We start from the raw sequence: 11778 nt of genomic DNA on the forward strand, positions 1-11778 counted from the left end.
TACTGCCGCTCAGTACCTCCCCTCAATCAACTCGCAGAAAGAGCCGCGGGGGAAGTGGTCTGGGCACCACAAATGTGTGCATTGGTTGCAAGTTTGTGCCTTTGTGAACAACCATTGGGAATGTGTGAGGCCAGGTTGAGCCTCCGGAACCCACCGACGGGTTACCTGCTCCCTGATGTCCGGGCCAGGGCGACCGGGCTGTGACCGCTGACCGGTGCGGGCCGTTGATCCTGCCGGTCTCCGCCGTCAGCCCGCCCGCCACGACTGACCCTCCCGGGGACCGCCTACCCCTCTTCGCCGTCGTCCGGGGACAGGCGCGATGTCCTTGTCCGGATCTCGCGACCCTCGGCACGGAGTTGGGCGACGGCGGCGTCGATGTACTCCGTGGTCCAGAGCACGACGGCATTGAGGACCAGGCTGAGCGCGCGCTGCGCTGGTCCTCCATCCCGTCGCGGTACACCTGGTGGATGGTGCCGCGCTTGCCGTGGCACACATCCCTCGCGAGCTTGTGCCGCGACTCCTGGACGGTGAGCTGCCGGTTCATCTGACAGCGGTGGGTGTAGCCGCCCGGTCGACCACCCGCATCAGGCGCTCGGTCTTCGCCGCCCGCGACTGCTGAACGATGCAGGTCAGTAAGCGCTGCCCATCACGGAGTGGCCAGATCGAGCGCCATCGGGTCGTACAGAGGAGAGTCAGGGAAGGGCTGCATCTCCCCGACGCGCCGGTACTTCCAGTCCTCGTACAAAGCACGGAGCCGAGGGCGCTCACGGCGCATCAGCAGTTCGGCCCGCTCTTCACGGCGCTGACTACGGTGCCGAGGGTGGCGGCGTGCTCGACGAAGTGCTTGCGGTAGCCGCTCTCTGCCTCACATACCACACCACTCGTCACGACATCCACAACCAACCCGACTACTTCACCAGCACCAGATCGCCGAACGGCAAAAACACGTCTACATCGCAACCAATCAGATGAATACAACCTCTCAGGGAACCAGCGGATTCCGGAGATCAATCGGACTCGAAGGCTATTTTCCCTGGCCAGGAAGGGGTTTCATATTTCCGCCATCGTCATACAAGAATACTTTGTAGCTCGAAAGTGTGATGTGCGCGATCGAGGAGTATCGGCGTGGCGCAGGCACTGGTGTGCTCTGGGCGGCCGGCCATCAGGCGGGCCGCTCGCCATGACACGGACATGTGCTCCGTGTGGGGAATGTGAAGGAGTACGCCATGATCTATACGTCGAGGACGAGGGCCGTGACGGCCGTCGCGAGCGCCGTCGGCGCCGCCGTGCTGGCCCTCGGTGCGACCGCCGCCCCGGCCCAGTCCGCCCCGGCCAGGAGCGACGCTCCGGTCAAGGCCGCCGCGCCTGTCCTGCCCGCCGGTGCCGTCGCCCTGCCGAGCGGGGCGCGGGGGCCGGAGCAGTGTCCGGACGGCGCGATGTGCTTCTGGGAGGGCGCGAACTTCTCCGGGAACGGCTGGGCCCTGGCCAAGCCGTCCAACGGCCTTCAGTGCCAGGGCGCGGTGCCGCAGGGATTCTCCGCGCCGCGCAGCGCCTACAACCGGACCAACGGGAACATGGCCATGTACCGGGGCGGTTCCTGCATCGGCGTGTGGCAGATCGGGGTCCTCAGCCCCGGCTACGCGTACGGCGATGTCGACCCGAACCGCATCTACGCCTGGAACTGGACCCTTTGACCGTCCGGGCGTCCCTCTGACGGATCCGTCCGGGCCCGCTCCGTGGGGCCCGGACATCATCCCCGCCCGGCTGTCCCGGTACGGGGACCGGTGAGGCGGTCTTGAGAGCCCGCGCCCCCTTCCCGTGGGCCCGCTTCCCGCCTCACCGACCGGCCATGCGACCGCTCTCCGCCGAGGGACACGGCCCGGCGAAGCCTCCGCTGTCCGGCCCGGTACGCCTACGTGTCCGGCCAGCACCGGAGGCTTCGCTGGTTCCGTACGCGGCGGCACCGGACCCCGCGTCACACGCTCGCGTAGGCTCCGCGCCCTGTCGGGGCTCGCCGCCTGGTAGCAGTCTCGTGCATGCACCACTGGCCCCGTCGGGCGGAGGATCGCAAGCCTCTGCGCGGCGGGGCCTTCCTGCGCGGGGAAGCGCTCGCCCTCATGCGCAGAGTTCTAGTGAAAGCTTGCGTTCCATCCCGATCACACCCGCGCCGACGATGACCGTGGACCGTGGCACCCCGCTCCAGGGCCAGCGCTTCGGAATTCCGGTGCACTATCACCATTCGACGCCCCGGGCCGACGCGCATCCCGGGGTACCCGGGGGGACGGGGATGGTGTCGGCGTCGGTGTCGGCGTCGGCGTCGGCGTCGAAATACGGTGGCCCGGTGTGCGAGCCGCTCGCTATCTTGTGCGGGCACGCCGACGACCGACGAAGGGGGTGAGTGCCGTGCCGTTCTCCCGACCACAGCGCTTCCTCCCCGTTGCCACGGCGGCCGACGTCTGATCCGGATGATCCGGACCGGGAGCGCGCACCGCAGCATCAGCCCTCCCGGAGGATCTCCGTGACCGATGATCTGGTCATCCGTACGCTCGACGCCCGGCACACCCCTCTCTTCGACGCTCTGCCCGACCCGCTCGGCGCCGCCGACACCCACCGCCGCACCCTGCACCGCCCGGAATGGAAGCGGGTCGCCCTGCGGGACGGCCGAGTGGTTGCCCGGGGCGCCTGGTGGGGTGGCCCCGAGGACACCGAGCCGGTCAATGTGAACTGGTTCGATGTCGCCGAGGGCGAGGCAGCGGCCGGCGCCGAGCTGCTGCGCACCGCGCCCTGGCAGGTCGAGCTGGAACTGACCCTGCCCAGCGACTGGCGTACCGACCCGGCCCTGCGCGCGGCGGCCCAGGCCCGCTTCGATGCCGCCCGGGCCGCGGGGTACGCGTTCCTGGCCGAGCGCCATCTCTACCGCTGGACCCCGGACGACGGCCTGCCCGAGCGCCCCGGTCGGCTGGTCTTCCGTCCCGAACCCGATGACGCCGTCTTCCTCGACGCCCTGCGCCGCATCCACGCGGGCACGCTGGACGCCCATGCCCGGCGGATCATCGAGGAGGACGGCGGGGTCGACCGGGCCGCCCGGGAAGAACTCGACTTCTTCCACTGGCTGCCCTCCCCGCGCGCCTGGTGGCAGGTCGCCCACACCCGCGAGGGCGAGCCGGTCGGCATCCACATCCCGGGCCACAACCCCTCCGGGCCCTGCGTCGGCTTCATCGGCGTACTGCCCGAGCGGCGCGGCCACGGCTACGCCTACGACCTGCTCGCCGAGTGCACGCACTTCCTCGCCGAACGCGGCGCCGAGTTCATCGCGGCGGCCACGGACCGGGGGAACTTCCCCATGGCCGCGAACTTCCGCAGGGCCGGCTACCCGGTGACCAAGGAACGCGTGAACTACACGCCGCCCGGGGAAGCCTGACCCGGACGGCAGCCCGGACCGCGTTGTCAGTGCCGGGTGCCATGCTGGGCGGACGGGATCAGCGGAATGAAGGGGAGGCCGGCGTGGGGTTCCTGGGCGAGGTCTGGCGGGTGCGCTGCGGCGCGGGCGACATCGGGGAGATCCTCATCCAGGACGCCGACTTCCCCTGGCTCGCGGGCAGATTCACCCCGAGCCCGGCGTACGAGGAGGTGCGCGAGCTGTTCGCCCGCGAACTCGCGCTGACCCGGCTGGACGACGACGCGAAGTGGGCGACCTGGGAGACGGCGTACGACGAGATCACCCGCCGGGTCACGCTGTCCTCGCCGGACGGGCCGGTCCCGGAGTTCCTGCTGCACATCGAGGGGGAGCGGGCGTGGTTCCGCTGGAGCGACGAGCCGTTCGAGGGGGAGCCAGTCGATGAGGTCGAGGTGGGAAGGGGCAGCGAGGCTGCAAGGGGCGGCGGTGCCGCCGAGGTAGCGGGCGTTGTCACCCCGGGCGGCAGACCCGCCCCGGACGCCGCCCTCGACGCCGGCCCCACTCCCGGCGACCGCTGAACTCTCGGCGACCGCAGCTCCCCGGCGAACACCGCCCCCTCCCGGGAACCACTGCCGCCCGGCGACCACTGCCCCCTCGGGGGAACTACCCCTCCGGGGAACTACCCCCGGGCGGCCACCGCCCCTCCTGCCACCCGCTACCCCACCCGCTCGCCGAGCAGCCCCTCAGCCTCCGCCAGGATCTCCGTCACCCGCACGCCGAAATCGGCGTCGCAGGGATGCGGGCGTCCGCTCCCGGCGGCCAGGATCAGGGCGTCGGCGGCCCGGAGCAGGGGTGGGACCGCGCCCTCGGAGCCGCCGGGGAGCCGGGCCACCCCGGCCGCGCCCCGCAGTTCCACCTCGGTGCCCCCGGCGGCGGGCGGTGCCGTGAGGCTCAGCGTGAGGGTGCTCGACGCGCCGCCCGCGTGGTCGAGGACGAGATGCACGGTGTCACCGGGGCCGTGCGCGGCGGCGGCCACCCGCAGGGCGTCGCCCAGCACCGGCAGCAGCACGGACAGGGCGTGCGGTCCCACGTCCCACAGGGCGCCCTTCTCCCGCCGCCACGCCGACGCGGCGAACGGGCTGTCGCCGGTGGTGAACACGGACCCGAGCCACTGGGCCCGTGCCGTGAACCAGCCGTCCGTGGCGGCCTGTTCGGCGATCCACGCCTCGGTCTCGGTCTGGAACCGGGCGGTGAAGAAGATCACGGACGCCACCCGGGCCTCGCGCGCCGCCTCCGCCACCGCCCGGGCCTCGTCCACGGTCGCCGCGAGCGGCTTGTCGAGCAGCAGATGACGGCCCGCCCGCGCGGCCCGCACCGCCAGTTCGGCCTGCACCCCGGGCGGCAGGGCCACGGCGACGGCGTCCACGTCGGCGAGGAGCGTGTCCACGTCGTCGTAGGCCCGTACCCCGTGTCGGCCGGCCAGTTCCTTCGTGGCGTCCGGGCGCCTGCCCCATACGCCGACGAAGTCCAGCCCGTGGTGCTCGTCGAGTGCGGGCGCGTGGGCGAGCTGTGCCCACGGGCCGGTTCCGAGCAGTCCGATGCGCATACCGCCGCCTCTCCTGTGCCGATGTGCCGAGCCCCGAACGGCCGGGTCCGCGGCCAGAGGGAGCGTGTCACACGGACGGTCGATCCGCGAAGCCCGATTCCGTTTCCGATCGGCTGCGGCCGAGGCCGTATTCGGCCAATGAGGCGGCACACACCCCCCGGGATGAATGCTTCGCCACCATCCGGGCATACGCAGCACAAACCTGTGAGACCCGAGATTTTTTCCGAGAGATCCAAAAAATCTCAGAGAGATCCGAGAAATCGGACGGACCAAACAGCCCCGACAGACCCGATATGCCCGAAAGATCAGACAGAATCGATTGTTCAGACAGACCCAACAGGCCCAGGAGATCCAAGAGATCTCAGGGTTCGAGAGAGAGGACGTCTCGTGACGGTGCCGGACCCGAAGGCCGTCAGAGAGCTGCTGACCCGCTATGCGGCGCTGCGCATCGCCCAGTCGGAGCGGGAACGACTCGCCGTGACCCGGGAGTTGACGGACGTGAGCCGTCTGCTATGCGAACTGATGGACACCGCCGAGGTGCCGGAGGCCATCGCCAGGGCGGATGTGCTGCTGTCGGCGGTGCCGGGCGCACGCCGGGCCCCCGCGGGGGGCGACGCCGTGCCGATCGCCGTATGACGGCAGGTAGGAAGGCGCATATGACGGCATGACGGAAGACCATGGGGCCGGGGCCGACGGCAGGACAGGGCCGTCGGCCGCCCGGCGGGTGGCCGGATCAGCGCACCCGGGTGTCCGCACCCCGCACCGGCTGCGGAAAACGCGCCGGACGCGCCAGCCATTCGGCGATGGTGCGGGCGATGGGCTGTCCCGTGTCCACCTCCACGAAGCCGAACTGCCCGGACTGATTGCACTCCAGGAACCACCAGGTGCCGTCCCCGTCCTCCGCGAAATCGAAGGCGCCGTACGACAGTTCCGCCTCCCTCAGATAGGCGCGGACGCCCTCGGCGATGCGCGGCGGCACCCGGGTCTCCTGCCAGGGCCCGGTGGACGGGGCGAACCGGACGTCGACCTCGTCCGGGTCGGCGTCGGACGCGGTGGGCTTGCGGGCCGCCAGCATCCGCTCGCCCACCACGGTCAGCCGGATGTCCGCCCGCTTGGTGACCCGCCGTTGCAGCAGCGTCGGCCCGTAGGCCACGGCGGCGAAGTCGGTGCCGGGCGCCACCCGGCTGGTCGGCACCGCGCGCGGCGGCTCCTGCGGATGGGCGCCCGAGACCGGTTTGACCACCAGATCCGGGAACCGGTCCGCGAAATCGCGGGCGGCCTGCGGAAACGTGGTGATCAGGGTGGCGGGCACGGGCAGCCCGGTGCGCTGGGCGAGCCGCAGCTGCCATGGCTTGTGCCGGGCCCGGCAGGCCGCGTCCGGATCGTTCATCCAGCGCGCGTCCAACGAGCGCAGCATGCCGTACAGCGCCTGCGCGGACTCCTCGGTCAGCCACTCGGAGGGCTCGGGCACCCGGGTGGCCGGGGTGCCCGGCCTGCGTACCCAGATGGATCTGAGCCCGTCCATGCTCACCAGCCGTCCCGCGGACCACAGGTGCCCGCGGAAGGCGCCGTGCACATACTCGCCCGAGAGGGCCACCCCGCCGGTCAGGTCGGCGGGGTCGATGCGCACCACAGGCACCCCCGAGGCGTTCAGATGGACGACCACCATGTCGGCCGTCACATCCTGCTCGGAGGTCAGGATCAGCACGGTCATCTGTCTAGGGTCCGTGGGTCAGTCGTCGAAGTGCGTCTTGGAACCCGCGGTGGAGGTCGTCGTCCCCAATTCTCTGAGCAGTGCCAGATCTGAGGCGGCGATCCGGCCATCCATGAGTACGTTCAACTGCTGTCCGGAGTCGTAGGCGTACGGAGTGGTGACGTCCAACTCCGCAGCCGGCCGTGCGTAGTTGAGCGTGAACGGTTGCATCGTCTCTCCCTCGTCGGTGCCGCTCCGAGCAAGCTGTCGGCAGGCCGCGTCATTGCTGCGCCCATGGATCTTGTGGGCCCCATGCACTTATACGAATCGAACGGGTGAATGGTTTCCTTACGCTCCGTAGTCACAGGCGAGTTGAGGCGCTCTGAACCTGAGACGGTCGGGAGGGCCAATCGGTTGATCCGCGGACGACTTGTGTGGTCGCTGTGTGGTCCGGATCTCAGACGGGATCGCCCGGCCGGGCGACCTCCGCCCGCCCCCGCACGGTGCGCAGGGCGAGCAGGAGGACACCGATGTCATCGAGGTACACGGGATCGGGCAACAGGTCGGCGGGGAGTACGAAATACAGGACCGCGCCCCAGAAGACCCAGCGTGGACCGGTCGGGAGCCCCGCCCGGCGCAACCCCCGCCGCGCCCGCACCAGCCGTACCAGGAGCCCCACGGCGGCGGCCAGCACCAGCGCGGCGAACACCAGGACGACGGCGATGAGCACCATGGTGGTCGTCTCCATGGGGTCCCCCTCGATCAGGTTCGGTCCCACTCGATCCCAGTCGGTCTCACTTGGTCCTACCCGCTCCTTCTCGGTCTTGCTCCGGTCCTACTCAGTCCCACTCGGTCTCACTCGGTCCTGCTCGGTCTTTCTCGATCCCCGTGCCGCAATGCGTTCGCACTCCATGAATTCCCGCAAACGCGGGTCATATTGCTGCTTCGCGGCACAAGTCACACGGGAGGCCGTAGGCGGAAGCCTTTGTTCCGGGTCAAGAGAGTGTCTTGTCGCCGCTCATCTTGTTCCCCCTCGATAAGAAGGGCCTGTGTGCCACGCGGGCGTGTGCCCCGCGGGTGGGACCGGGGGACACGCCGTCGGCGCCGGTGCCGGGGTCGGTGCGGCGGCCGGGGAGTCGGAGCCGGCCGAAGGTCTGGGTCAGCTGGCGCAGCGGGGAGGGCGCCGTTTCGGCGGGCCGTGCCGGCCCGGACAGGTCGCCGTAGGTCTCGCGGTAGGCGGCCAGCGCCTCATGGGCGGAGTCGGCGGCCTCCCGGTACAGATCGCGGGACGTGGTCATCGCCTCCAGCGCCTCCACGTACATCGCCACCAGCCGCCGCTCCCGGTCCAGCTCCTCCTCCACGGTGAGCAGCTGCCAGTCGTCGCGCAGGGCGGTCAGCAGCGGCTCGGCGTCGTCGGGCAGCCAGCGGAACAGCGCGGCGAACCGGGTCACCGTACTGATCAGCTCCGCCGGTTGTGAGCCGTCGAGGAACACCGAGCGCACGGTGAAGCCCTCGGCGGTGTACCCGGGCGGGGCGGGGACGCCCGGCAGCACGACGGCGCCGCCGCGCGGCACCTCCACGCCGGCCTCGCGCAGCGCCCAGTTCACGGGCCTGAGCTGCTGCGGCGCCGCGCGATGCTCGACCACCCGGTGCCGCAGCCCCGGCGGCAGCACGGCGGCCAGGGGTCGGAGGCCGCGCTCGTCGACGGTCATCGCCTCGTGGACGACGACATGGATCGTCCAGGGGTCGTGCGCGGCGGCCTTGAGCACCTGCCGCAGGTCGCGCTCCTCCTCCGACGGCAGCGGATTGATCTCCCGCAGCCGCAGTTCCGTACCGCAGTCATGGGCCCAGGCGTCGTCGTCCTCCGGCCAGAACAGGGTTGCGGGGGAGGGCCAGTGCAGCTCCCAGGCGGCCTCGGCCTCGGCCACCAGCGTCCACCGGCCGGTGTCGTCGAGGGTGAGCCGGGACCGGACGGTGACGGGGCCGTCCACCCGCCAGCGGGCCTCGACGACGAGCGGGCCGCCGCCGGTACCCGACTCGGGCAGTTCGTAGAAGTCGTCCAGGGCGCCGGAGTCCTTGCGCAGGCGCAGGGTGCGCCGCAGGACGTCCGCCGCGTCGGAGCCGGCGTACCGACCGCGGGCCAGCCACACGGTCGGGGAGATCGAGGAGGAACTGGGCATGTGTCCATCGGTCAGAAGAGGCCAAGCAGTGCGATCAGCCAGTATCGCCGCACTCCTTGTGAAACATCGACCGGAACCGGCCCTGGTATGCACGAATGCCTGCCCGGAGTGATCAGGAACACACCGCGCGCCGCACACGGGGAGTGCGCGGCGCGTACGGGGCGCACTTTCCGCGCCACAGGTGACCATCGCGCACCCGTGGTCCCGGACGTACCGTCTCACCACAATCACGTGGACGAGCGGAACCGCCCTCCATCCGCATTGGGGCGGTTCCGCTCGCCTTCGGTCCTTCGTGCTGCCACCGGGTTGACGTGATGTCACCGGGTCGTCGAGTCGCCACCGGTCCGTCGAACTGCCGTCGGTTCGTCGAGTCGCCACCGGTCCGTCGCGTCGCCGTCGGTCCGTCGCGCGCCGGGTACGGGGCGCGCGTGAGGGAGCAGGCCGCCGAGGCCGAGGGGACCCGTCAGGGATCAGGCGCCGCTCTCCCGGAGCATGTCCTCGCGCTCGACGATCTTCACCCGCTCGCGGCCCTGCGGCTCGCCCAGCGCCTTCTCGGCGGCGTCGAGCCGGTGCCAGCCCTCCCACGTGGTGAAGCGGACCTCGCGCCCGGCGAGGAAGGCGGACACGGCCTCCGGCTCCGGCGCCGACGGGGTGTGCAGCCGGTCATGGGCGTGGTCGTCCAGCAGGTTGGCGACCGTCTCGTTGGCGTCGCCCTTGGTGTGCCCGATCAGGCCGACCGGACCGCGCCGGATCCAGCCCGTGACGTACACCGACCGCAGGTGCGCCCCGCTCTCCTCGATGACCCGGCCGCCCTCGTCGGGGACGGTGCCCGAGTCGATGTCCCAGGGCAGCTTGGGCAGCTTGTCGGAGAGGTAGCCGACCGCCCGGTAGACCGCGCTGACGTCCCAGTCCTTGAACTCGCCGGTGCCCTTGACGTTTCCGGTGCCGTCGAGCGCGGTGCGCTCGGTGCGCAGGCCGACGACCTTGCCGTCCGCGCCGAGGATCTCCGTGGGGGACTCGAAGAAGTGCAGGAAGAGCTTGTGCGGCCGGTCGCCGACATCGCGGATCGCCCAGTTCTCCAGCGTCTTGGCGACCATGTCGGCCTGCTTGTTGCCGCGCCGGGTCTCGATCGAGCCCGCGTCGTAGTCGATGTCCTCGGGGTCGACGATGACCTCGATGGTGGGGGAGTGGTCCAGCTCCCGCAGCTCCATCGGGCTGAACTTGGCCTGCGCGGGCCCGCGCCGCCCGAAGACGTGCACCTCCAGCGCCTTGTTGGCCTTCAGGCCCTCGTACACGTTGGCCGGGATCTCGGTCGGCAGCAGTTCGTCCCCGGTCTTGGCCAGCACACGGGCGATGTCCAGCGCCACGTTGCCGACGCCGAGCACGGCGACCTTCTCCGCCTCCAGCGGCCAGGTGCGCGGCACGTCCGGGTGCCCGTCGTACCAGGACACGAAGTCCGCGGCGCCGTAGGAGCCGTCCAGGTCCGTCCCCGGGACGGACAGCGCGCGGTCGGCCATCGCGCCGGTCGAGAAGATCACGCCGTCGTAGAACGAGCGCAGGTCGTCCAGGCTGATGTCGGTCGGGTACTCGACATTGCCGAAGAGCCGGATCTGCGGTTTGTCCAGCACCTGGTGCAGGGCGGTGATGATGCCCTTGATCCGGGGGTGGTCGGGGGCGACGCCGTAGCGGATCAGTCCGAACGGGGCCGGCATGCGCTCGAAGATGTCGATGGACACACCGGGCTCGGTGGCCACGTCGGACTTGAGCAGTGCATCGGCGGCGTAGATACCGGCGGGACCGGCTCCGACGATGGCTACCCGCAGGGGGCGGGGCATGATCAGGTTCCCTTCGAGCGGTGATGGACGACTCGAACGGGAAGCCTAAACTAAGGCAAGCCTAAGTTGGTACGCGGGTCCGGCCTATGGACTCATAAGGCGACCTTATGACCTCTCCTTCGCCAGGTTATATGGCCTCCGTGCGGCGGCCGGGAGCGGGGCCCGGCCGGGCGTGACCAGTGATCAGGATGATCGTTCATTCCGTTCGGGGGGCCGGAATCCGGCGCCCCGGACGCTGTCACGCGAACCCGGAACGGAGGCACGGTCGGTGGCCGGCTGGATCACCGTCGGACTCGGAGCGGTCGCCGCGATGTGCCCGCTGTCACCCGGCACCGGAGCGGCCGTGACGGCCGACCCCGAGACCGGTGCGGCGCGTGTGGTCGTCTGCGCGCCGGACGTCTGGGTCGAGATCGGCGCCGAGGCGCAGACTCCCGGACCCCCCGAGGCGCCCGAATCACCCGAACCCCCCGAGGCGCCCGAAGTCCGTACGCCGCCGCTGCCGGAGGCGCCGCCGCCACCCCGTACGGCACCGGCGGAACGTTCCGCCCAGGCGCCCCCCGCCGCACCCGCCGCCGTGCCCGCAGCACCGGCACCGGCCGCGGCACCCCCGCGAACACCCCCGCCACCCCCCGCGCCGGAGCGACCCGCGCCCCCACCGCAGGCGGCCCCCACCCCGCCGGACACCGCCCCCGGCACCCCGGACGACGGCTTCCGGTGGGTGCCCCGGAACCGTTACCGCCCCGCGGCCGGTGACCGCCCCGTCAACGGCGATCTGTCCGTCGTGACCACCACGACCGTCGTCACCGTCCCCGCCATCCTCGCCGCTGCGGCCCTGCGCCCCGGATCGCGCCGCCGCCGCGGCTGACCCACCCCCGAGCGACACCTCCTGGAGCCCCCCTGTGCCGGAATGGCTGATCTACACCCTTGCCGCCGTCCTGGTCTGCGCGTTCGTCGTCGCGGGGGCCCCCCGCGGGGCGAGCCCGGGGGGCGCGCGCCCGGGCGCCCCCCCCCCGCGGGTCGTGGCGGATGCCGGAGGAGGTGACGGTCGGTTCCAGTGGGCGGCGGTC

At 71.1% G+C, this 11778-nt stretch carries 10 protein-coding genes and 2 pseudogenes; 5 read left to right on the top strand and 7 right to left on the bottom strand.

What is annotated here, in order from left to right; translation table 11 throughout:
* Nucleotides 1-305: 305 nt before the first annotated feature.
* Nucleotides 306-651: pseudogene (locus tag ACFXAZ_RS15825) on the bottom strand (Tn3 family transposase); the annotation flags it as partial.
* A 575-nt stretch (nucleotides 652-1226) separates the two neighbouring features.
* Here ACFXAZ_RS15825 and ACFXAZ_RS15830 point away from each other — a divergent pair.
* The 3 genes and pseudogenes from ACFXAZ_RS15830 to ACFXAZ_RS15840 form a co-directional block, all read left to right on the top strand.
* A complete protein-coding gene (locus ACFXAZ_RS15830; protein WP_384590322.1) occupies nucleotides 1227-1694 on the top strand; it encodes a peptidase inhibitor family I36 protein in 468 nt (155 codons plus the stop codon).
* A gap of 824 nt (nucleotides 1695-2518) precedes the next feature.
* Nucleotides 2519-3421 carry a GNAT family N-acetyltransferase gene (locus tag ACFXAZ_RS15835; protein ID WP_384590325.1) on the top strand — a complete coding sequence of 301 codons (903 nt, stop codon included), beginning with the start codon at nucleotides 2519-2521 and terminating at the stop codon, nucleotides 3419-3421.
* 83 nt (nucleotides 3422-3504) lie between these two features.
* Nucleotides 3505-3828 (top strand): annotated as a pseudogene (locus tag ACFXAZ_RS15840) (hypothetical protein); the annotation flags it as partial.
* A 284-nt stretch (nucleotides 3829-4112) separates the two neighbouring features.
* Here the strand turns inward: ACFXAZ_RS15840 and ACFXAZ_RS15845 are convergent.
* Nucleotides 4113-5003 (bottom strand): Gfo/Idh/MocA family protein, encoded by an 891-nt coding sequence (locus ACFXAZ_RS15845; protein WP_384590328.1) that lies wholly within the window; start codon nucleotides 5001-5003, stop codon nucleotides 4113-4115.
* A gap of 387 nt (nucleotides 5004-5390) precedes the next feature.
* Here ACFXAZ_RS15845 and ACFXAZ_RS15850 point away from each other — a divergent pair, with 387 nt between their 5' ends.
* Complete coding sequence (locus tag ACFXAZ_RS15850; RefSeq protein WP_384590331.1) at nucleotides 5391-5639, top strand: DUF5133 domain-containing protein; 249 nt, start codon at nucleotides 5391-5393, stop codon at nucleotides 5637-5639.
* Nucleotides 5640-5736: 97 nt separating this feature from the next.
* Here ACFXAZ_RS15850 and tgmB read toward each other — a convergent pair whose 3' ends face one another.
* The 5 genes from tgmB to ACFXAZ_RS15875 form a co-directional block, all read right to left on the bottom strand.
* Nucleotides 5737-6717, bottom strand: a complete 981-nt coding sequence (tgmB, locus tag ACFXAZ_RS15855) for an ATP-grasp ribosomal peptide maturase (RefSeq protein ID WP_384590334.1) — start codon at nucleotides 6715-6717, stop codon at nucleotides 5737-5739.
* Between the two features lie 18 nt (nucleotides 6718-6735).
* A complete protein-coding gene (tgmA, locus tag ACFXAZ_RS15860; RefSeq protein ID WP_384590337.1) occupies nucleotides 6736-6927 on the bottom strand; it encodes a putative ATP-grasp-modified RiPP in 192 nt (63 codons plus the stop codon).
* Between the two features lie 226 nt (nucleotides 6928-7153).
* Complete coding sequence (locus tag ACFXAZ_RS15865) at nucleotides 7154-7444, bottom strand: DUF1232 domain-containing protein (protein WP_384590339.1); 291 nt, start codon at nucleotides 7442-7444, stop codon at nucleotides 7154-7156.
* A gap of 247 nt (nucleotides 7445-7691) precedes the next feature.
* Nucleotides 7692-8876: a hypothetical protein gene (locus ACFXAZ_RS15870; protein WP_384590342.1), complete on the bottom strand. Its 1185-nt coding sequence runs from the start codon at nucleotides 8874-8876 to the stop codon at nucleotides 7692-7694.
* Between the two features lie 470 nt (nucleotides 8877-9346).
* Complete coding sequence (locus ACFXAZ_RS15875) at nucleotides 9347-10711, bottom strand: FAD-dependent oxidoreductase (RefSeq protein ID WP_384590345.1); 1365 nt, start codon at nucleotides 10709-10711, stop codon at nucleotides 9347-9349.
* Nucleotides 10712-10979: 268 nt separating this feature from the next.
* On the opposite strand from ACFXAZ_RS15875, the gene ACFXAZ_RS15880 reads away from it, so the two are divergent.
* Nucleotides 10980-11576, top strand: coding sequence for a hypothetical protein (locus tag ACFXAZ_RS15880; protein WP_384590348.1), 597 nt, complete (start codon nucleotides 10980-10982; stop codon nucleotides 11574-11576).
* Nucleotides 11577-11778: the final 202 nt, after the last annotated feature.

The sequence above is a fragment of the Streptomyces sp. NPDC059477 genome (genome assembly GCF_042749375.1).
Classification (GTDB): domain Bacteria; phylum Actinomycetota; class Actinomycetes; order Streptomycetales; family Streptomycetaceae; genus Streptomyces.